The sequence below is a fragment of the Frondihabitans sp. PhB161 genome (assembly GCF_003814635.1).
Taxonomy (GTDB): domain Bacteria; phylum Actinomycetota; class Actinomycetes; order Actinomycetales; family Microbacteriaceae; genus Frondihabitans.
Genome location: NZ_RKQW01000002.1, coordinates 569,287 through 590,754 on the forward strand (window position 1 = coordinate 569,287; position 21,468 = coordinate 590,754).

17 protein-coding genes are annotated in these 21,468 nt (G+C 68.3%); 8 read left to right on the forward strand and 9 right to left on the reverse strand.

Going from position 1 to position 21,468, the window contains the following annotated elements; all coding sequences use genetic code 11:
* Positions 1–3: 3 nt before the first annotated feature.
* The 9 genes from EDF39_RS11385 to EDF39_RS11425 all read right to left on the reverse strand — a co-directional run bounded on the left by EDF39_RS11385 (position 4) and on the right by EDF39_RS11425 (position 11,472).
* Positions 4–1,488 (reverse strand): rhamnulokinase family protein, encoded by a 1,485-nt coding sequence (locus tag EDF39_RS11385; RefSeq protein ID WP_123943150.1) that lies wholly within the window; start codon positions 1,486–1,488, stop codon positions 4–6.
* A gap of 49 nt (positions 1,489–1,537) precedes the next feature.
* Complete coding sequence (locus EDF39_RS11390; protein WP_123943478.1) at positions 1,538–3,598, reverse strand: bifunctional aldolase/short-chain dehydrogenase; 2,061 nt, start codon at positions 3,596–3,598, stop codon at positions 1,538–1,540.
* Positions 3,599–3,632: 34 nt separating this feature from the next.
* Positions 3,633–4,799, reverse strand: a complete 1,167-nt coding sequence (gene rhaI, locus EDF39_RS11395; protein WP_123943152.1) for an L-rhamnose isomerase — start codon at positions 4,797–4,799, stop codon at positions 3,633–3,635.
* A gap of 71 nt (positions 4,800–4,870) precedes the next feature.
* Entirely contained in the window at positions 4,871–6,310 is a 1,440-nt protein-coding gene (locus EDF39_RS11400) for an L-fucose/L-arabinose isomerase family protein (RefSeq protein WP_123943154.1), read from the reverse strand.
* Positions 6,307–6,657 carry an L-rhamnose mutarotase gene (locus EDF39_RS11405; protein ID WP_123943156.1) on the reverse strand — a complete coding sequence of 117 codons (351 nt, stop codon included), beginning with the start codon at positions 6,655–6,657 and terminating at the stop codon, positions 6,307–6,309. Before EDF39_RS11405 ends, EDF39_RS11400 begins: the two co-directional genes overlap by 4 nt.
* Positions 6,658–6,723: 66 nt before the next feature.
* Positions 6,724–7,788, reverse strand: a complete 1,065-nt coding sequence (gene rhaS / locus EDF39_RS11410) for a rhamnose ABC transporter substrate-binding protein (RefSeq protein ID WP_123943158.1) — start codon at positions 7,786–7,788, stop codon at positions 6,724–6,726.
* A gap of 45 nt (positions 7,789–7,833) precedes the next feature.
* Positions 7,834–8,895 carry an ABC transporter permease gene (locus EDF39_RS11415; protein ID WP_123943160.1) on the reverse strand — a complete coding sequence of 354 codons (1,062 nt, stop codon included), beginning with the start codon at positions 8,893–8,895 and terminating at the stop codon, positions 7,834–7,836.
* Positions 8,888–9,937 (reverse strand): ABC transporter permease, encoded by a 1,050-nt coding sequence (locus tag EDF39_RS11420; RefSeq protein WP_123943162.1) that lies wholly within the window; start codon positions 9,935–9,937, stop codon positions 8,888–8,890. The genes EDF39_RS11415 and EDF39_RS11420 overlap by 8 nt, the downstream gene beginning before the upstream one ends.
* Positions 9,934–11,472, reverse strand: coding sequence for a sugar ABC transporter ATP-binding protein (locus EDF39_RS11425; protein WP_123943164.1), 1,539 nt, complete (start codon positions 11,470–11,472; stop codon positions 9,934–9,936). The genes EDF39_RS11420 and EDF39_RS11425 overlap by 4 nt, the downstream gene beginning before the upstream one ends.
* Positions 11,473–11,637: 165 nt before the next feature.
* On the opposite strand from EDF39_RS11425, the gene EDF39_RS11430 reads away from it, so the two are divergent.
* The 8 genes from EDF39_RS11430 to EDF39_RS11465 all read left to right on the forward strand — a co-directional run bounded on the left by EDF39_RS11430 (position 11,638) and on the right by EDF39_RS11465 (position 21,212).
* Positions 11,638–12,633 carry a LacI family DNA-binding transcriptional regulator gene (locus EDF39_RS11430; protein WP_123943166.1) on the forward strand — a complete coding sequence of 332 codons (996 nt, stop codon included), beginning with the start codon at positions 11,638–11,640 and terminating at the stop codon, positions 12,631–12,633.
* A 193-nt stretch (positions 12,634–12,826) separates the two neighbouring features.
* Positions 12,827–13,900: a LacI family DNA-binding transcriptional regulator gene (locus tag EDF39_RS11435; protein ID WP_123943168.1), complete on the forward strand. Its 1,074-nt coding sequence runs from the start codon at positions 12,827–12,829 to the stop codon at positions 13,898–13,900.
* Between the two features lie 49 nt (positions 13,901–13,949).
* Positions 13,950–15,287 carry an ABC transporter substrate-binding protein gene (locus tag EDF39_RS11440; protein ID WP_123943170.1) on the forward strand — a complete coding sequence of 446 codons (1,338 nt, stop codon included), beginning with the start codon at positions 13,950–13,952 and terminating at the stop codon, positions 15,285–15,287.
* An 11-nt stretch (positions 15,288–15,298) separates the two neighbouring features.
* Positions 15,299–16,240, forward strand: a complete 942-nt coding sequence (locus EDF39_RS11445) for a carbohydrate ABC transporter permease (protein WP_084816252.1) — start codon at positions 15,299–15,301, stop codon at positions 16,238–16,240.
* Positions 16,237–17,160: a carbohydrate ABC transporter permease gene (locus tag EDF39_RS11450; protein WP_123943172.1), complete on the forward strand. Its 924-nt coding sequence runs from the start codon at positions 16,237–16,239 to the stop codon at positions 17,158–17,160. Before EDF39_RS11445 ends, EDF39_RS11450 begins: the two co-directional genes overlap by 4 nt.
* A gap of 63 nt (positions 17,161–17,223) precedes the next feature.
* Positions 17,224–19,338, forward strand: coding sequence for a beta-galactosidase (locus tag EDF39_RS11455; RefSeq protein ID WP_123943174.1), 2,115 nt, complete (start codon positions 17,224–17,226; stop codon positions 19,336–19,338).
* A gap of 126 nt (positions 19,339–19,464) precedes the next feature.
* On the forward strand, positions 19,465–19,914 hold the full coding sequence (locus tag EDF39_RS11460) for a MarR family winged helix-turn-helix transcriptional regulator (RefSeq protein ID WP_055963588.1): 450 nt from the start codon (positions 19,465–19,467) through the stop codon (positions 19,912–19,914).
* Between the two features lie 5 nt (positions 19,915–19,919).
* Positions 19,920–21,212: an MFS transporter gene (locus EDF39_RS11465; RefSeq protein ID WP_123943176.1), complete on the forward strand. Its 1,293-nt coding sequence runs from the start codon at positions 19,920–19,922 to the stop codon at positions 21,210–21,212.
* The last annotated feature ends 256 nt before the right edge of the window (positions 21,213–21,468 follow it).

Consider the following 21,468-nt stretch of genomic DNA (forward strand, 5'->3'; position numbering starts at 1 on the left):
GGGTCAGGACCTTTCGGAGGGGAGAGAGACGGTGGCCGGCTGATACCGGACGGGTGGAAACGCCGCGCGGACGAGAGAGCGAAGGGACTCCAGACTGCCCGAGAGGAGACCCGCGGCGCGCGCCTGGACGAGAACGTTTCCGAGGGCGGTCGCCTCGACAGGACCGGCGAGCACGCTCCTCCCGGTGCGATCGGCGGTGAGCTGGCAGAGCAGCGTGTTCTGCGACCCGCCGCCGACGATGTGGACCGTCGTGATGGTGCGCCCCGAGAGACGCTCGGCCTCGTCGAGGGTGTCGGCATACGCCGCAGCCAGCGACTCGAGGATGCTGCGGACGCACTCGGCCCGCGTCGACGGCGCCGCGACGCCGTGTTCATCGCACCAGTCGCGGATCCTTCTCGGCATGTCGCCCGGTGGGGTGAAGCGCTCGTCGGAGGCGTCGAAGACCGCGACCGGTGCCGTCACCTCGGCCGCCGCCGCGAGCAGGGCGGCGAGGTCGGACGACCGCGTCGCGTCGGTCGACGCCTTGCCCGAGGCGGAGTCCCATGTGCGCATCGACTCGCTCAGCAGCCAGAGCCCGGATATGTTCTTCAAGAACCGGATGCGCGCGTCGACGCCTCCCTCGTTGGTGAAGTTCGCGGCTCGCGCGGCCTCCGTGACCACCGGCTGCTCGAGCTCGAGACCGACCAGCGACCAGGTGCCGCTCGAGATGTAGGCCGAGTGCTCGTCGAGGAGCGGGGCGCCGACGACGGCGGATGCGGTGTCGTGCGAGCCGACAGCCGTGACCGGCACGGCCCGACCGACGCCGATGTCGCGCGCGAGGTCGGGCAGCAGCCCGCCCACCGACGCCCCCGGATCGACGAGCGGGGCGAACAGGGTGCCCGGCAGCCCGAGGGTGTCGACGAGCCGAGGATCCCAGTCTCCCGTGGCCGCCGACAGCAGCCCGGTGGTCGACGCGTTCGTCCGCTCGGTCACGTCGACGCCCGTCAGCCATCGGCCGACGAGGTCGGGGATGAGCAGTGCCCGGTCGGCGAATGCCAGAGTTCCGGCGGCCCGGTCGGCCGCCAGCTGGAACACGGTGTTGAACGGCAGATGCGCGAGGCCCGTCCGGCGGTAGAGCTCGTCGGCGGGCACGGCCCGGTGCACGTCGACGACACCGCCCGCCGAGCGGTCGTCGCGGTAGTGGTACGGCAGCCCGACGAGACGGCCCTGCCGCAGGAGTCCGTAGTCGACGGCCCACGAGTCGACGCCGATCGACGACACCTCCGGCTCGCTGCGGAGCGCCTCGGCCAACCCGTCGCGTATGGACGCCCACAGACCGAGGACGTCCCAGTGGAGTCCCGACCGCCCCTCCCCCTCGGCGATCGACACCGGCCGGTTGGCGAATCGGGCGACGTGCTGCAGGCGCACCGATCGGCCGTCGACGTGCCCGAGCATGACCCGCCCGCTGGTCGCCCCCAGGTCGACGGCGGCGACGGTGCCGGAGGTCATCGCCCGGGTTCCGTCGTCGCGGAAGAGCCGCCCGGCGCTGATGGGCCTGTCATCGCAGGAAGGCTGCGGCGACACCCGCATCGACCGGGATGTGCAGCCCCGTCGTGTGCGACAGATCGCCGGCGGTCAGCACGAAGACGGCGTTGGCCACATGCTCCGGCAGCACCTCGCGCTTCAGCAGGGTGCGCTGGGCGTAGTAGGCGCCGAGCTCCTCTTCGGGCACACCGTAGACGGCGGCGCGCTTCGCCCCCCAGCCGCCCGCGAAGATGCCCGAACCGCGGACGACTCCGTCGGGGTTGATGCCGTTGACCTTGATGCCGTACTCCCCCAGCTCGGCGGCCAGCAGGCGCACCTGATGGGCCTGGTCGGCCTTCGTCGCCGAGTACGCGATGTTGTTCGGTCCGGCGAAGACCGAGTTCTTCGACGAGATGTAGACGATGTCGCCGCCGAGCTGCTGAGCCATCAGGACCCGGGCGGCGGCGCGCGAGACCAGGAACGACCCCTTCGCCATGACGTTGTGCTGGAGGTCCCAGTCGGCGACGGTGGTCTCGAGCAGCGATTTCGAGAGCGACAGCCCGGCGTTGTTGACCACCAGGTCGAGTCCGCCGAAGGCCAGGAGCGCCTCGTCGATGCCACGCCCGACCTCGTCTTCGCTGGTGACGTTCGCCTGGATCCCGATCGCGACATCGGCGGAGCCGAGTTCTGCTGCGGCGGCCCGGGCCTTCTCGAGGTCGAGGTCGGCGATGACGACGCAGGCGCCCTCGGCGGCCAGTCTCGTGGCGATGGCTTTGCCGATGCCGGAGGCTGCTCCCGTGACGAGGGCGATGCGCGACGCGAGCGGCTTGGGAGCCGGACGGCGCTGGAGCTTCGCCTCCTCAAGGGCCCAGTACTCGATCCGGAACTTCTCGCTCTCGTCGATCGGCGCATACGACGAGATCGCCTCGGCGCCCCGCATGACGTTGATCGCGTTGAGGTAGAACTCCCCCGCGACGCGAGCGGTCTGCTTGTCGGCGCCGTAGCTGAACATGCCGACGCCGGGGATGAGCACGATTGCGGGATCCTGCCCCCGGATCGCCGGCGAATCGGGCGTGGCGTGCCGGTCGTAATAGGCCTGGTAGTCGGCGCGATACTCGTCGTGCAGCGTCGCGAAGCGGGCGAGCGACTCGTCGACGGTCGCGGTCGGCGGCAGGTCGAGAAGCAGCGGCGTGACCTTGGTGCGCAAGAAATGGTCGGGGCACGAGGTGCCCAGGGCTGCGAGACGCGGGTGCTCGGCACGACTCAGGAACTCGAGGATCCGCGGGTCGTCGCTGAAATGGCCGACCTGGGCGCGGTCGGTCGACACCAGCCCCCGCAGCGCCGGCGCCAGTGCGGCCGCCCTCTCTCGGCGAGCCGACGCCTCGAGCGCGGCGTAGCCCGCGAGCTCGGCGCCGAACGGCTCGGCCTTCCCGTTCGCGTCGATGTAGTTCGCGGCGGTCTCGATGATCCACAGCGAGTTCGCCTCGGCCTCGTCGGAGGTGTCGCCCCACGCGGTGATGCCGTGGCCGCCGAGGATCGTGCCGATGGCCTCGGGATTCTGCGCCTTGATGTCGGCGATGTCCTGCCCCAGCTGCCAGCCCGGACGACGCCACGGCACCCAGACGACCTTCGACCCGAAGATCTGCTTCGTCAGGGCTTCGCCGTCGGCGGCCGTCGCGAGGGCGATGCCGGAGTCGGGGTGGAGGTGGTCGACGTGCGCGGCATCGACGAGCCCGTGCATGGCCGTGTCGATCGACGGCGCGGCGCCGCCCTTGCCGTGCAGTGTGAAGTCGAACGCGGCCACCATCTCGTCTTCGTGTTCCACACCCCGGTAGACGCCGCCGAGAGCCCGCAGACGATCGAGCCGCAGCACGGCGAGCCCGCTCTCGGTGAGGGTTCCGAGGTCGCCGCCGGAGCCCTTGACCCAGAGCAGCTCGACCTCCTCGCCCGTGGCCGGATCGATCTCGGTGCCCTTGGCGGAGGTGTTGCCTCCGGCGTAGTTCGTGTTGCGCGGGTCGCTGCCGAGCCGGTTGGAGCGGGCGATCAGGTCGGCGGCGGCGATCACGCCCGGTGCGGGCGGTGCGGTGGCGGTCATCTCGGTATCGGCCTTCGTGCTGTCGGTCATGGGGTCAGGCGCTCCAGCTCAGCTGCGTGCCGCCGACGCGCTCGTCGGCGATCTTCTGCTGGTGACCGGATTCGGCGTAGGTCGCCATGGGGTCTCGCGGAAGGCCGCGCGACTCACGCCAGTCGGCGAGGGCCGGGCGCACGTCGGTGTAGAAGGCGTCCATCAGCACCTGGTTGGCACCGAGGACGTCGTGCTCGGCCTGGGCCGCGGCGAGCGCCGGTCGATCGACCAGGAGTGCTCGCGCGGTCATCTCCTGGACGTTGAGCACCGACCGCATCTGGCCGGGGATCTTGTCTTCGACGTTGTGGCACTGGTCGAGCATGAACTGCACGGGCGAGTCGGCCTCGAGCCCTCCGCCGTTGATCACTTCGAAGAGGATGCGGAAGAGCTGGAACGGATCGGCGGCGCCGACTATGAGGTCGTCGTCGGCGTAGAAGCGCGAGTTGAAGTCGAACGAGCCGAGCTTGCCGAGACGGAGCAGCTGCATGACGATGAACTCGATGTTGGTGCCGGGCGCGTGGTGTCCGGTGTCGAGGCAGGTGTACGCCTGCGGTCCGAGAGCGCTCACCTGAGCGAAGCTGGTGCCCCAGTCGGGAACGTCGGTGTGATAGAAAGCCGGCTCGAAGAACTTGTACTCGAGCACGAGGCGCTGCTCGCCGCTCAAGCCTGCGTAGATCTCGGCGAGCGAGTCGGCGAGGTGATCCTGCCGCTGGCGCAGGCTGTCCTGGCCCGGGTAGTTGGTGCCGTCGGCGAGCCAGATCTTGAGGTCGCGCGAGCCCGTCTCGGTCATGATCTCGAGGCAGCGCAGGTGGTGGTCGATCGCCTTGCGGCGAACCGAAGGATCCGAGTGGGCGAGACTGCCGAACTTGTACTCGTCGTCTTGGAACGTGTTGCTGTTGACCGTGCCGAGCTGCACTCCCAGACCTTCGGCATACGACTTGAGCGCGGCCCAGTCGTCGACGAGGTCCCACGGGATGTGGAGCGCGACCGCCGGGGCCAGCCCGGTGAGCTCGTTCACCTTCGCCGCGTCGGCGATCTTCTCCTCGGGCGTGCGGGGAGTGCCGGGGGTGCCGAACACCTTGAAGCGGGTGCCCGAGTTGCCGAACGCCCAGGAGGGGAGTTCGATGCCCTGCCGTTCGAGGACGGGGGTGATGTCGGCGAAGGTTGTCATGCCGGTTCTCCTTGGTGCGAGGTGGTCGTTGCAGATCGATGGAGCGATGGGGATGGAGCGGGGAGAGGGGTCTAGATCCGGGTGAACGGCACCTCGAGCAATCGGGCCGCGGCCTTGATGTCGTCGGCTCGATGACCGACCGCGAGAGACCAGTGGTGACCCGTGCCGGTCGCCGACCACTCGTCGACCCATTCGCCGGGGTCTCGACCGAAGTCGACCCTCGAGGTCGTGTTGCCGATGGCGAGCAGCGGCCCGGGAACGACCTCGCCCTCCGAGACGATGAACCGGAAGCGGCCATCGACGTCCTGCCCGAGGGAGAACAGCGTGACCGGGCCCGGCCGCACGTCGAATTCGACGCTGACGCCCTTGCCTGCCTTGCCGTGATAGACGCCCAGGCCCCGCAGCAGCGGGTCGCGCGCGCTGACGGCCAGATGCGCCGGGCCGTCGTGACCCATCTCGACGACATCGTCCTCGAAGTTCAGGCCCTGGATCTCGGTGAAGGATCCGCCGGCGCCCATCGTCTGCGTCGCCAGCATCGCGATGCTCGTCCGGAGCTCGTATTCGCCCACCACCGGGATGCCGCGGGCGGTCAGGAGCGACGCTCCGAGGATCATGCCGGCGCCGAGCTGCTCGTAGACGTCGTCGCCCACACCCCGGTGGTAATAGGCCAGCGAATCGAGCTCGAAGTCGTCGACGAGCCGATCGAGGCCCACCGAGACACGGGCACCCCACTCGAGGTCGGCCTCGGCCACCGTCGCGTCCATCGTGAAGACCTCGTGGGCGAGGGCCGTCCGGTCGGCGACCTCGGCCTCCGTCACTTGGTCGACGCGAGCGCGCAGATCGTCGAACTCGAGCACTTCGACGTGCGATCCCAACTGCGTGGAGACCAGGGTCAGATCGGTCGAGACGTCGAGCATGCCCGGATAGAGGTGTCCCATTAGGCCGTGGCGAGCGGTGCGGAGGGCGCCTCGGACGGCGGCGGCGGTGATCCAGCGTCCGATGCGATCCCACGCGGATTCCTGCCGGAGCCAGCCGCTGACCGACTGGAACGGGATCCCGGCCCGGCGGAACACGTTGGCCACTTCGGGGACGGCGCACTGACCGCAGTACGCCAGCCACTCGCCGGTGCCGAACGTCGCGTGGTCCATCTTCTCTGTCGGCTGCAGGTCGATCACGAGCACGGGGGTCTTCGTGCGCTGAGCGATCGGCAGCACCATCGACGAGGTGAGGTAGGTGGTGAGGAACATCACGATGACGTCGCAGTCGCCGATCCGGAGTTGTTCGGCGGCACGGTTCGCATCCTGCGCATCCGAGATGAAGCCCACGTCGACGACCTCGGCGTCGAGGGCCGCGAAGCGTTCGGCGACGTACCGGGTCGACTCCTGCAGCTGCGGGAGGAGGGTCGGGAACTGGGGCCAGTAAGTGCCGAGCCCACCGGCGATGAGGCCGACCTTCGGCTTGCGGCGGGGTCGGGGGGCGAGAAGCCGGGAGACTTCGGGCGTGAGGCTCATGACGGTGCGGGCTCCTCCGACTCGAGAAGCGAGTCGAGTTGGGTTTCGAGATGGAAGATCGAGGTGAGCTGCTCGGTGGGGTTGTCGGCGTCGACGAAGAACGGCGCCATGTCGCGCTGCCACCGCCCGTTGACGTCGGTGTCGGCCATCGCCTCGGAGGCGGCATCGAAGTCGTCGGTCAGGAGGTACCCGACCACCAGGCCGCGGCCGTCGGAGAAGAGGGAGTAGTCGCGCCAGCCCGTCGCGGCCAGAGCCTGGAGCATCTCGGGCCAGACCGCGGCGTGACGCCGTTCGTATTCGAGGAGCCGCTCCGGCCTGACGTGGAGCACGAAGCAGATGCGTTGCATGAGGAGGGGGTTCCTTTCGCCCTCTGGAACCCGGGCCCGCGCGCGGTGCGCGGGCCCGAGCCGGGATCAGAAGTCGTAGTCGTCGATGTTCGCCGAGGTGAACTCGGTGGGCGGCCCCACGATGACGGTGTTGTCAGCGCCGACCTTCAGGGTTCCGAGGTCGCCCGCCTTGAACGTGTCGCCCTCCTTGCCCGTGATCGTCCCCGCGACGAGAGCCTTCGCCGCGTAGACGGTGGCGGTGCCGATCTTGGAGGGGTCCCAAAGCGCGAACTCCTTGACGGTTCCGTCTTTCACGTACTTGCGCATCTGGTTCGGCAGACCGAGACCGGTCAGGACGACCTTGCCCTTGTACGACGACGTCGAGAGGTAGCGGGCCGTGGCCGCGATGCCCACCGTCGTGGGCGAGATGATGCCCTTGAGGTTCGGGTACGACTGGAGCAGACCCTGAGCAGCCTGGAACGACGTGGTGTCGTCGTCGTTGCCGTAGACCGTCGTGACCAGCTTGATCTTGGAGTACTTCGAGTTCGACGCGAGCTCGTCTTTCATGTACTTGATCCAGGCGTTCTGGTTCGTCGCGTTCGCCGTGGCCGACAGGATCGCGATGTCGCCCTCGTAGTTGATCTGCTCCGCCATCTGCTTCAACTCGACGAGGCCGACGTCTTTCGCGACGACCTGGTTGATGAACAGGCTCCGGCACGACTTCGCGGTGTCGGAGTCGAACGTGATGATCTTCGCCCCGCCGGCCTTGGCCTGGTTCAGGGACGAGCAGACCGCGTTGGGGTCGTTGGCCGCGATCGCGATCACGTCGGTGTGCTTCTGGGTGAGCGTGTTGATGTAGCTCACCTGCGACGAGGCGCTGGCCGTGTTGGGGCCGACGACGGAGTACGTGTCGCCGGTCGCCTTCGCGGCCTTCTCGCCACCGCTCAGCTCGACGTCGGTGTAGGGGTTGTTGAGCTGCTTGGGCACGAACGCGATGCTGATCTTCTTGTTCGCGTCGCCCGAGCCTCCGCCCGACGAGGTGCCGGCGCAGCCCGCGAGGAGCCCGAGGGCGGCCGTGGCTGCGATCGCCGTGACGAGGATATTGCGCGCCGACGGGGCGGATCCTCGGGGTGTGTGATTGGACAACTTCATTGTTCTTCCTCTCTGGGGGACGACGCCGGTGCAGGCGCCACTGGGTCAGGTCGCTAGAGCTGCAAGGGACCGGGTTCTGGCCCGACGCTCTCGAGCCGCGGTGATGCGGGCCGAGACGCTGGGGGCGACGACGGACAGCACGAGCAGTCCGCCGGTGACGATGGTGAGCACGGTGTCGGGAAGGCCGCCGAGCTGGAGGGAGTAGTTGACCGTGCGGATGATGAGCACGCCCGCGACGACGCCGACGATGCTGCCGGAGCCGCCGAAGATCGAGACACCGCCGAGAAGGACCGCCGCCACGACGCTCAGCTCGAGGCCCTGGACGCTGTCGCTCTGGGCGCTCGAGTAGCGCAGCACCCAGAACAGCCCGGCCGCGCTCGAGATGACGCCGCTCGCGACGTAGAGCCAGAACTTCGACCGTCCGGCCCGGATTCCGACGAAGCTCGACGCCTCGGGGCTGTAGCCGATGGCGAAGAGCGAGCGGCCGAACGGGGTGAAGTGCAGCAGCACGGCGAAGACCGCGACGACCACGAGAACGAAGACCATCACGGTCGGCACGCCGATGCCCGGGATGCTCGAGGTGGCGAACGTCGTCAGCGACACGGGGAAGTCGGCCACGGCGTTGTCGCCGATCACGACCAGGGCGAGGCCGCGGAACAGCGCGAGCGTGCCGATCGTGACGGCGAGCGAGGGCAGGCCGACGACCGCGATGAGAAATCCGTTGAAGGCGCCGCACGCGGCTCCGACGACCAGGCACACGACGACGATGACCGCGATGTTCCCCTTTGCGTCGGACTGCTGCCAGAGGACGCCGAGCACCGCGGCCGACAGGCCGGCCGTGCTCGCGACCGAGAGGTCGATCTCGCCGGTGATGATGATGAGCGCCATCGGCATCGCCATGAGCAGGATCGGGATGGCGTCGATCAGCAGGAAGCTGACGGTCGTCACCGAGGCGAAGTAGGGGATGAAGATCGCGGCCAGGACGACGATCAGCACGAGCGCGTAGACGATCGTCGCGTCGCGTGACCGCCAGAGGCGACGGGGTGCCCGCGGAGCGGTCGCGGCGACAGCGGCCCGCACTTCGGGCGCGGTCTTCGTGTCAGACATTCTTGGCCTCGCTGACCCGCAGCTTGCGTGCGTTCCGGATGGAGATGATCTTGGTGATGAGGATGGCGGCGATGATGAGAACGCCGACGATGGCCTGCTGCCAGAACTTGCTGACATTGAGGGCCGCGAGGGCGCCGGTCATCGTGGTGAGCAGCACCGCGCCGATGGCGGCGCCGGCGACGGTGCCCGATCCGCCGAAGATGGCCACACCGCCGACCACCACGGCCGCGACGATCTGCAGCTCGTAGCCTGTGCCCGTATCGGCGCCGACCGAGTTGAACCGGGAGGCGTAGAGCACGCCGGCGAGACCCGAGAGGGCGCCGCTCACGACGAAGGCCGTCACGACGCGGGCATTGACCCGGATGCCGAAGAGCGCAGCGGCGGTGGGGTCGGATCCTATGGCGTACAGGTCTCGACCCGACCGCGCCCCGTACAGGTAGAGCGCGAAGAGGATCGTGACGACGAGGGCGATCAGGGCGAGCAGCGGGATGCCGAGCACGGTCTGAACGGACAGGTTGCCGAATTCGTCGGGCGCATCGCCGACGAAGTACTGGGTGCTGCCGGCCCACGCGTTGTTGATTCCGCGGAAGATGTAGAGCGTGCCGAGGGTGATGACGAGCGCCGGGACCTTCGCGGTCGTGACGATCAGACCGTTGACCGCACCGAGGACGGCACCGAAGACGATGCCGATCACGAAGATGCCGATCAGCGGCATGGTCGGGACGGCCGCGTAGACGGCGCCGGTCGAGAACGCCGTCAGGCCGAGGATCGAGCCCACCGACAGGTCGACGTTGCGCGTGATGATCACGAGCGCCTCGCCGACCGCCATGACGACGAAGATCGCGGAGTTGAGCAGGAGGTCTTTCGTGCCCTGGGGCGAGAGGAAGCGCGGATTCGCCACGGTGGTCACGATCAGCAGGATCGCGAGGGCCGCGAAGACCGAGAACTCGCGCGACGCGAAGGTGCGTCCGAGACCACGGCGTGCGGTGCCCGTCGAGGACTTCGCGGCGGTCGGCCTGTCGGTGAGAGTCGCGTGGCTCATGCGGCCACCCCCTTGTCGTGTGCGGCAGCGCTGTCGGTCGTCGCGGCGTGGAGGATGAGCTCGGCAGTCGCCTCGTCGCGAGCGAGCTCGGCCGAGATCCGACCCTCGTGCATGACGAGGATCCGGTCTGCCATCCCCATCACCTCGGGAAGCTCCGACGAGATCATCAGCACCGCGATACCGCGGCCGGCGAGCTCGGAGATGAGACGATGCACCTCCGACTTGGTGCCGACGTCGATGCCTCGCGTGGGCTCGTCGACGATGAGGAAGGTCGGGTCGGTGGCCAGCCACTTGGCCAGCACCACTTTCTGCTGGTTGCCGCCCGACAGCGTCGAGACGGCCAGGTCTTGCGAACCGGTCTTCACCTGCAGCCGTGTCGACCAGTCTTCGGCGGCGGCCGTCTCGCGACCGGCCGAGATGAGGCCGAACCTCGACAGCTGCCGACGGAGGGTCAGGGTGGTGTTCTTCGCCACCGAGAGCTCCATGACGAGCCCCTGCTTGCGACGATCCTCGGGGACGAAAGCCATCCCGGCATCGATCGAGGCCTGCGGAGACCGCGGCTTGACGGGCTTGCCCGAGAGCGTGACCGACCCCGAGTCGTAGGGGTCGATTCCGAAGACGGCGCGAGCGACCTCGGTGCGGCCGGCGCCGACGAGACCGGCGAGACCCACGATCTCGCCGGCCCGCACGTCGAAGGAGATGTCGGAGAACACACCGGCACGGTTCAGACCCTCGACCGACAGCACGACGTCGCCGACCTCGGCCTCGCCCTTGGGGAACAGCGTCGAGATGTCGCGACCGACCATCTCGCGGACGAGCGCGTCGACGGTGATGTCGGATGCACTGTGCGTGGCGATGTAGGCACCGTCGCGCATGACCGTGATCGTGTCGCAGAGTGCGAACACCTCGTCGAAGCGGTGCGAGATGAAGAGGATGGCGGCGCCCTGGTCGCGGAGGCTCCGAGCTACCGCGAAGAGCCGGTCGACCTCGACGCCGCTCAGAGCCGCCGTGGGCTCGTCCATGACGAGCACCCGGGCGTCGAGCGAGATGGCCTTCGCGATCTCGATGATCTGCTGGTCGGCGATGGAGAGCCCCTCCGCCGAACGGTCGGGGTCGATCGGCACACCGAGGCGGGTGAAGAGGTCGGTCGCCTGACGGCGCATCGCGGCCCGGTCGACGAACCCGAGGCGCCCCTTCGGCTGCCTTCCGATGAAGATGTTCTCGGCGACCGTCAGGTCGGGGAACAGGGTGGGCTCCTGGTAGATCACCGAGATGCCGGCCGCCTTGCTCTCGGCCGCGCCGGAGAAGACCACGTCTTCGCCGCGCATGCGCAGCGATCCGGAGTCGGGCTGGTAGATGCCCGCGATGGTCTTGACCATCGTCGACTTGCCGGCGCCGTTCTCGCCGACCAGGGCGTGGATGCGACCGCTCTCGAGGACGATCGTCCCGTTCGCGAGGGCGACGACCGGGCCGAACGACTTGGTCACCCCTCGCAATTCGAAGGCGGGCGGCGCCTCGGCGGGTTCCGTGCTCATGGAGATGTTCCTGACTTCGTCGTGAGGATTGAATCGTTTTACAAGTGATCGGTTGAACCTTAGGGAGCCGGAGCCGGTCCCGTCAATCGATTCGCGAAAAATAACCCCGACGACCTCGAATCCCATAGACTTCGGGCGCGACTGAGGGGCTTGAGGGGAGACACCGTGACTTCGGTGAACGTGCGCGACGTGGCAGCGCTGGCCGGCGTCTCAGTCGGAACAGTGTCGAACGTGTTGAATCGACCCGAAAAGGTCGCCGGCGCGACGGTCGAGAAGGTTCAGCGGGCGATCGATCAGCTCGGCTTCATCCGCAACGATGCGGCCCGCCAGCTCCGCGCCGGGCACAGCAACGCCATCGGACTCGTGATCCTCGACGTCACCAACCCCTTCTTCACCGACGTCGCTCGCGGCGCACAGCAGCACGCGGCGACGTTCGGCAAATCGGTGATCCTCGGGTCGAGCGACGAGCAGGCCGCCCTCGAGCGCTCGTACCTCGACCTCTTCGAGGAGCAGCGCGTGCTCGGCATCCTCCTCTCGCCCGTCGGCCCGGTCAGCGAGCGACTGGAGCGACTGCGAAGCCGGGGCATCCCCGCCGTCCTGGTCGACCGGATCAGCCCCGACTCCGGCTCGAGCTCCGTCTCGGTCGACGACGTCGCCGGCGGCGCGCTGGCGGTCTCGCACCTGATCGACCAGGGTCGCTCGCGCATCGCCTTCGTCGGAGGCCCCTTCGGGATCCGGCAGGTGTCCGACCGCGCGTCCGGCGCCGCCCGCGCCGCTGCCGACCGCGGCGCGACACTGGAGGTGCTCGCCACCGACGCCCTCTCGATCGACGAGGGCCGCCGCATCGCCGATGCCCTCCTCGCTCGACCCGCCTCGGCACGCCCGGACGCCGCGTTCGCCGCGAACGACCTGATCGCGATCGGGCTGCTCCAGACGCTCTTCGCCGATCAGCGTGTCAGCGTGCCCGGCGACATCGCCATCATCGGCTACGACGACATCGGCTTCGCGGCGTCCGCCGTCGTGCCGCTGTCGTCGATCCGGCAGCCGAGCGCCCGGATCGGCCGGACGGCCATCGACCTCGTGCTCGAGGAGGTCGCCGGGGGCGCGCCTCGGGCGGTCGTGTTCCAGCCCGAGTTGGTCGCGCGGGCGAGCACCGCCTAGAGCCGGGCGGGCCGCGATACGCGTCGCGGTCTCCCGGACGCGCCGCGGCACGTCGGGGAGTCCGCGACACGTCTGCCAGCGCGCCCGGGGGCGCGGCGATACAAAAAGCGCTTGACTACGTAGACAAAGTCGTGTTCACTGGCGTCAGTCCTCGTGTTGACTACGCAGTCAACCAGACGGCGAAGGAGCCGAGATGCCATCGACACCCGTCGGCGACCAGCCGAATCGTGCGACCCGCCCCGTCTCGATGATGGATGTCGCGGCCGCGGCCGGCGTCTCGCAGAAGACTGTCTCCCGGGTCGTCAACGACGAGCCGCACGTGTCGCCGGTCATCCGCGAGCGCGTCCTCGGCACGATCGCCGAGCTCGGCTTCCGACCCAACTCCGCGGCGCGCGTGCTCAAGGGCCAGCGGTCGCGGCGCATCGGCGTGATCACCATCGGAACCACCCTGCACGGGCCGGCCTCCACCCTCGCCGCGATCGAACGCGAGACCCGCACGCGCGGCTTCTCGCTCACGGTGGTCCGAACCGACGAGACGTCGCCCGAAGACCTCCAGCCCGCCGTCGACTCCCTCCTCGACCAGAACGTCGAGGCGATCGTGATCTCGGAGCCGGTCGACCACCACCTGTCGACCCTCAGGATCCCTGCCGACGTCACCGTGCTCACCTTCGGACAGGGGCCCGACGAGATTCGCCCGGGCTCCCTCGCCATCGCCATGGACGAGTCAGGCGGTGCTCGCGCGGCCACCGACCACCTTCTCGCTCTCGGCCACGAGACGGTCTGGCACATCTCCGGCCCGACCGACTGGATCCCGGCCAACCGCCGGGTCGCCGGCTGGGCCGCCTCGCTCGAAGACGCCGGAGCCGCCCGCCACGAGCCGATCGTCGGCGACTGGAGTCCGCGCAGCGGTTTCGAGGCGATGAGCAAGCTGCTGCAGCGCCCCGACGTCACGGCCGTGTTCGTCGCCAACGACCAGATGGCGATCGGCGCCATGTCGGCCATCCAGGCCAAGGGCCTCCGCGTGCCCGACGACATCAGCATCGTCGGCTTCGACGACAACCCGGTCGCCGAGTTTCTGGCCATGCCCCTCACGACGATCCATCAGGACTTCGCCGAAGCAGCGCGCCAGGCGATGCACCGTCTCTTCCGCACTCTCGACGGCCACCCGCCGGTCGAGAGCGCCCGACTCTTCGCTCCGCAGCTGGTCACCCGCAGCAGCACGGCGAAGCCGTCCCCCGAACGCCGCCGGGTGCGCCCGGTCGACTGACACCCGCGATCTTCTCCCCTTCCCTCGACGACGACGTCAGGAGTCACCGATGACCCCCTCTCCCCCGACCCGCAGAGACCTGTTCCGCTGGGGTGCCGCCGCCGGCGGCACGGTCGCCCTCGGCGCCCTCCTCTCGGCATGCGCGACCGGACCAGGATCCCGAGCGCTCACCTCGGGTGCCGCCGACCTGTCGTTCTGGACCCACGACGACGGCTACGTGAAGTTCTTCACCGAGGCGCTGCCCACGGCGGACGCCGCGACGACATACCGCTACGCGCTCGACGTCACCAAGATCGCCGCCGCCGACATCCCCACGAAGCTGATCGCCCAGGCGGTCGCCAACACGGGCACGCCCGACGTCGTCGGCCTCGAGATCGGCGCGTTCGCCCGCACCCTTCGCGGGGATATCGCGAAAGAGTTGCTGGTCGACCTCTCGCCCTCGATCGCCGACTACAAAGACGACCTCATCGGCGCACGGCTGACCCCGTTCTCGAAAGACGGCAAGCTGTACGCCCTCGACTCCGACACCCCGCTCTGCGTCTACTACTACCGCCCGGAGCAGTTCGACAAGCTCGGCATCCCGGACGACCTCGCCACCTGGGAGGAGTTCGAGGCGGCCTTCGCGAAGCTGAACCCGTCGAAGAACGTGTCGATGCACGCGGTCGCGACGAACGACCCGGGCGGGGCCGTCCAGAGCTACCAGATCATGTTGCTGCAGCGCGGCGGCGATCTCTGGGACGTCGACGGCAACCTGACGATCGAGACGCCCGAGGCGGAGGACACGCTCGCGTTCATCGCAAAGGGCGTCCAGTCCGGAGCCATCGCGACCGTCGCCGACATGTACGGGCCCAGCCTGCAGTCCGGCCTCAAGAGCTCGTCCATCGTGGGCGTCGACATGCCGTCCTGGTACGCCAGCTACGGCATCAAACCGAACGTGCCCGAGCAGAAAGGCACCTGGAAGGTGCGCAAGCTGCCGGTGTTCGCCGGAGGCGGCCGGACGACCAGCGTCGGAGGCGGAACCGGGTTCGCCGCGATTCGCAAGAAGCCTCTCTCTCAGGCGGGTGTCGACCTCGTTCTCTCGACCTACCTGAATGCCGACCAGCAGGTGAAGCGCTACCGCGACCTCGGATACCTGCCAACACTGCGGTCCGTCTTCGACGACCCGCGACTCTCGGCTATCAGCGACCCGTACTTCGACGGGCAACGGCTCTTCGGTGTCTACAAAGACGTGATCGATGACGTCCCGTCGCAGCACCAGAGCGCCGACACGGCGATCCTCCAGACCGTGCTCAGCGGCTACCTCCTGCAGGCCTACAAGGGTCAGCTCACCGCCAAGCAGGCACTCAGCGCTGCGGCGGACGATTTCCGCGGCCAGGCCCGCGCCTAGAAGGGACGACCATGTCGACATCCACTGCGACCGGGGTCCCGGTCGCCGCGAGCCCCGAGTCGAAGACCCGCCGCCGCAAGCTCAACACCAGCGGCGGTCGTGCGCCGTACCTTTTCATCGCGCCGTTCTACGTGCTCTACGGCCTCTTCATGATCGTGCCGGTACTGGCAGCGGTCTACCTCAGCCTCACCGAGTGGGTCGGTCTCGGCTCGCCGAGGTTCATCGGGGTGACGAACTACGTCAACCTCGTGCAAGACACCAGCTTCGGCACCGCGCTCGTCAACTCGCTGATCTACACGCTCATCGCCGTCTTCATCGTGGTGCCGTGCTCGCTCCTCGTCGCCCAGGCTCTCAACGCCAAGGGGCTCAAGGCTCGCGACCTGTTTCGCGTCGCCTTCTTCATCCCGATGGTGCTGTCGCCGATCGTCATCGCGCTCATCTACAGCCTCATCTTCGACACCGACTACGGTCTGCTGAACTCGGCGCTGAAAGCGCTCTTCGGGCTGCCGAACACCGACTGGCTCGGCGACCCGACCCTCGCCAAGCTCGCCATCGGCTTCGTGCTCCTCTGGCGGACGGTCGGCTATCTCACGATCTTCTTCCTCGCCGCCCTCCAGGCGGTCTCGCCCGAGCAGTACGAGGCGGCCTCGCTCGACGGCGCCGGACCGATCCGCAAGTTCTTCTCGGTCACGCTGCCCGAGATCCGACCGGTGACGAGCTTCGTCGTCGTCACCAGCTTCATCAGCGCGGCCCAGCTCTTCGACGAGCCCTACCTGCTCACCAAGGGCGGACCGGGCGAGGCCACGCTCTCGGTCGCCATGTTCATCTACCGTGCCGCGTTCGAGCGGCAGCAGTTCGGGTACGCGGCCGCCGCCGGCGTCGTGCTCTTCGTCATCGTGTTCGGGGTCAGTCAGATCCTCAACCGCGCACTCGCCATCGGGAGGACCTCATGAGCGCCAGCAGCACCACCACCCGAGCCGATGCTCGCCGCCTCCGCGCCGCCACCGGCGGCGGTTCACCGCAGCAGCGGCCGAAGAAGCGCGCGGGCGGCGGCTGGCTCGCCCGGCGCGGTCTGCTCTACGTCACCCTCAGCGTGCTGCTCCTCGTGTTCATCTTCCCGCTCGTCTGGGCGCTCTCGGGCTCGTTCAAGAACCGCGGCGACATCTTCGCCACCCCGCCGAGCCTGATCCCCGACCCGGCCACAATCGCCAACTACGTGAACTTGCTCACGACGCAACCGTTCTGGAAGTGGTTCGGCATGAGCGTCGGCACCGCGGCCATCGCCACCGTCATCTCGGTCTTCGTCTGCGCCCTCGCCGGCTATGGCTTCGCGAAGTTCCAGTTCCGCGGCAAGAAGGCTCTCTTCACGATCATGTTCTCGTCGCTGTCAGTGCCGTTCGCGGTGATCCTGGTGCCGCTGTTCATCCTGGTGGTGAAGTCAGGGCTCTCGACGCCGTGGTTTGCACTGGTCGTGCCCTGGGTCGCCCCGGCGTTCGGCATCTTCATGATGCAGCAGTTCATCGTCCAGTCGATCCCCGACGAGATCATCGAGGCCGCCCGGATCGACGGCAACTCCGAGTTCGGCACCTTCTGGCGCGTCGTGCTCCCTCTGCTCCGCCCGTCGCTCGGCGCCCTGGCCGTCTGGGGCTTTCTGCAGAGCTACAACTCGTTCCTGTGGCCGCTCGTGCTGCTCTCCGACTCGAACCAGTACACGCTGCCGCTCGGCCTGAACGTGCTGTTCGCCGCCGAGAACCGCTCGTACGACCTCGTTCTGGCCGGCTCCGTGCTGGCCTCGGTGCCCACGATCCTCGTCTTCTTCCTGCTGCGGAAGCAGCTGCTCGACGGGCTCACGGCAGGCGCCGTGAAGGGCTAGAAAACCAGCGACAAGGATCCTGAACCACCGCATCTCGCATCACCGTCACTGAAAGGCACACCCATGCAGCACCTGACCGACCGCGTCCTCTTCGGCGCCGCGTACTACCACGAGTACCACGCCACCCCCCGGCTCGACGACGACATGCGCCTCATGAAGGAGGCCGGGTTCAGCGTGATCCGGGTGGGCGAATCGGTGTGGTCGACCTGGGAGCCGGAGAACGGCGTGTTCGAGCTGGAGTGGCTCGCGCCGATCCTCGACGCGGCCGAGGCAAACGGCATCAAGGTGATCCTCGGCACGCCGACCTACGCGATCCCGATGTGGCTGGCTCGCCAGTTCCCCGAGATCAACGTCGAGCGGAATGCCGGCCACGCGATGGGCTGGGGCGCCCGGCAAGAGATCGACTACGCGCACCCGGCGTTCCTCTTCCATGCCGAGCGCGTCATCCGCAAGATCGTCGCCCGCTACGCCGAGCACCCCGCGGTGATCGGCTACCAGGTCGACAACGAGCCCGGCAACGAGATCATCGCCAACCGCGAGGTGTTCCAGAAGTTCGCCGACCACCTGCGGCACACCTACGGCACCGTCGAGAAGCTCAACGAGGAGTGGGGCCTCACCTACTGGTCGCACCGACTGTCGACCTGGGCCGACCTCTGGACCCCCGACGGAAACGTGCAGCCGCAGTACGACCTCGCCTGGCGCAAGTTCCAGGCGTCGATCACCACCGACTTCATCGCCTGGCAGTCGGGCATCGTTCGCGACTACTCGCGGGCCGACCAGTTCGTCACCACGTGCAACTCGTACGAGCGCCCCACCCTCGAAGACGACGCCGAGACCGTCGCCCTCGACATCACGGCCGGCAACCCGTACTACGGCATGCAAGACTCCCTCGCCCTCCCCTCCACCGAGAAGACGAGCCAGTACTGGACCTCGTCGGGCACCTGGTCGCTCTTCTCGAGCGGCGACCGCATGTACGGCTCGAAGCAGGCGCCGTTCCTCGTGACCGAGACGAACGCCCAGGCGATCGGCTTCTCCTGGTCGAACAAGCCGGCGTGGGACGGCCAGTGGCGACAGGCCGCGTGGGCACTGGTGTCGCGCGGGGCGACGATGATCGAGTACTGGCACTGGCACACGACGCAGGCCGGGGTCGAGACGTACTGGGGCGGGATCCTGCCGCACTCGCTCCAGCCGGGCCGGGTGTACCGCGAGATCGCCACGATCGGGGCCGACTTCGCTGCCGCCGGGGACCGCGTGACGGAGCTGACGCCACACGCCGACGTGGCGCTACTGTTCTCGAACGCGTCGAAGTGGGCGCTCAACGAGCACCCCGCGCTCAGCCTGGAGGGCACTCGTCACGGGCCGGAGGCCGATCGCCGCTCGTTCCAGACGGTGTTCGACTCGTTCGCCCGCGGCGTCTTCGAGGCCGGACTGCAGGCGAACACGGTGCACCCGTCGCAGATCTTCTCGCTCGCCCCGGCCGCATTCGCCGCCGACCACCCCGTGCTCGTCGCCGTCGCGTTCACCATCGCCTCCGACGCCGAGCTGCAGTGGCTTGCGTCGTACGCCGAAGCCGGCGGGCACCTCGTCGTCGGCATCCGCACCGGCTACGAAGACCACGAGCAGCGCGCCCGCCTCGAGCGGAAGCCGGCGTTCCTCGATGAGGCCGCGGGGGTCTGGTACGACGAGTTCTCGAACCTCGCCGACCCGGTGCCTCTCACGTCGTCGCGATCCGACGCGCTCGGCTTCGTCCTCCCCGCCGGCGCCACGGGAACGCTCTGGGCCGACGGCCTCCACAGCGAAGGATCCGAGGTGCTCGCCTCCTACGACCACCCCCACTTCTCGAAGTTCGCGGCCGTCACGACCAAGGCACACGGCGCCGGACGCGTCACGTACGTCGGCACCGTCCCCGACCTCGTGCTGGCGCGCGCGGTCGTCGACTGGGCGGTCGCGGTCGGCGCCGGAACGCCGACCTGGCGTCCGCAGACCGATTCGCAGACGGTGTCGTCGTCGGTGAACCGCCACGGCGAGACGATCCACGTCGTGCACAACTGGTCGTGGGAGCCCTCGACGTTCGAGTTGCCCGGTGCGGCGGCGGACGTGCTCGCGGGCACGACGTTCGAGGCGGGTGCCACGATCGAGCTCGGCGCCTGGGATGTGCGGGTGTTCGCGGCCCGGTAGACCTCCCGCCCGTCGCCGAGTGGCGGCAAATGCCTCCCAGCCCCTGGCTGGCGCGGCATTTGCCGCCACTCGGCGGTTGGGGCAGGGCGGCTGGCCATATACATAAGCCAGTTATATAGTTGAGCTATGTCACCCGCCGAGAACGCGCCGTCCACCACCGACGTGGCCCACGCGCTCGAGGCCGTCGTCACCTGGCTGCGCGATTCGCGCGAGCCCGTCGGAATCTCGAAGAGCTCGCTCAGTACGCTGGCGCGCCTCGACGTCGTCGGCCCGCTGCGCATCACCGACCTCGCCGAGCGCGAGGGCCTCACGCAACCCGGCATGACCACGCTCGTCAACCGACTCGTGCAGACCGGCCTCGCCGAGCGCCGCGCCGATCCGGGCGACGGGCGAGCCGTGCTCGTCGCACTCACGAGCGACGGCCTGGCCCGGTTGACCGAGTACCGCGTCTCGAGAACCGAGCTGATCTCCGCTCGGCTCGAGCAGTTGGATCCTGAGTCGCGAAGCGCCCTGGCCAAAGCCGTGCCGGCGCTCCATCGGTTCGTCGACGACTCCCACGTCACCGAGGAGAAATAGAAGCCATGTCGCACCACACCAGCGCCGACGCCACCACCGGCCAGAAGCCGCCGAGCCCGTTCACGCAACCACGCGCCGTCTGGGCCGTCGCCTTCGCCTGCGTCGTCTCGTTCATGGGCATCGGGTTGGTCGACCCGATCCTCAAGTCGCTCGCCGGCCAGCTGAGCGCGACGCCGTCGCAGGTCGAGCTGCTCTTCACGAGCTACCTCGTCGTCACGGCGGTCTGCATGCTCGGCACCGGCTGGATCTCGAGCCGCATCGGCCCGAAGCGCACGCTGATCGCCGGGCTCACTATCATCGTCGTCTTCGCGGCTCTCGCCGGATCGAGCGGATCGATCGGCGAGATCGTGGGGTTCCGCGCCGGCTGGGGTCTCGGCAACGCCCTGTTCATCGCCACCTCGCTCTCGGTGATCGTCGGCTCGGCCTCGGGTGGATTCGCCGGGGCCATCGTGCTCTACGAGAGCGCCCTCGGCGTCGGAATCGCCCTCGGGCCGCTGATCGGCGGCCTCCTTGGCAACATCTCGTGGCGTGGCCCGTTCTTCGGCGTCTCGGGCCTCATGTTCATCGCTCTGCTGGCGACCATCTTCCTGCTGCCGAAGCTGCCCACACCGGCCCGCAAACAGAAGCTGTCCGAGCCGCTGACCGCCCTGAAGCACAAGTCGCTTCGCACGACGAGCATCGTGGGTTTCCTCTACAACTGGGGATTCTTCACCGTGCTCGGCTACTCGCCCTTCTTGATGGGCATCGACAGCCCCATTCAGCTCGGCCTCGTCTTCTGCGGTTGGGGCGTGCTCGTCGCCCTCTTCGCCGTCTGGGGCGCTCCGTGGCTGCAGCGCCGCTTCGGCACCCCACGCACCCTCTACGTGAACTTCGTACTGATGGCGATCGACCTCGCTGTGATCGGCATCTTCCCCTACAGCCACGTCACCGTGATCGTCTGCGTGATCGTCGCTGGCGCCTTCATCGGCATCAACAACACGCTGGTCACGACGGCCGTGATGAGCATCGCTCCCGTCGAGCGCCCTGTCGCGAGCGCCACCTACGGATTCGTGCGATTCATCGGTGGGGGCATGGCGCCGTTCGTCGCCGGCCTGCTGGTCACGGCCTTCAACGAGCACGTGCCGTTCCTGCTCGGAGCCGCGACACTCGTCGCCGCGGCGATGGTTCTGAGCACGGCCCACAAAGCGCTCACCGCGGCCGACCGAGGCAAGGTAGCGCAGCCCGAGATCGACGAGCTCGATCGGGTCGAGAATCGCGACGTGTTCCCGGCGGCCGAGGCGATCGGTAACGCCGACTAGGCCCGTCGCCCACTCGCCCGCGCCCCCTCACCTCCCTCCTTCCGAATTCGAAGGAGAAACGTCGATCCGGTAACGAAAACATCAGGATCCGGCCCCGCCGTTGCACGCTTTTCCTTCGAATTCGGAAGCGCTCCCCTGCCATAACGCTCTGCGGCAATTCGATCCGAACTCATATATTCGCTAGGCTGACCAGCATTTGCTTGCGACCGATCTATTCGGAACAAGCGAAAAGCGTGACGAATGTGCTGATGACGAT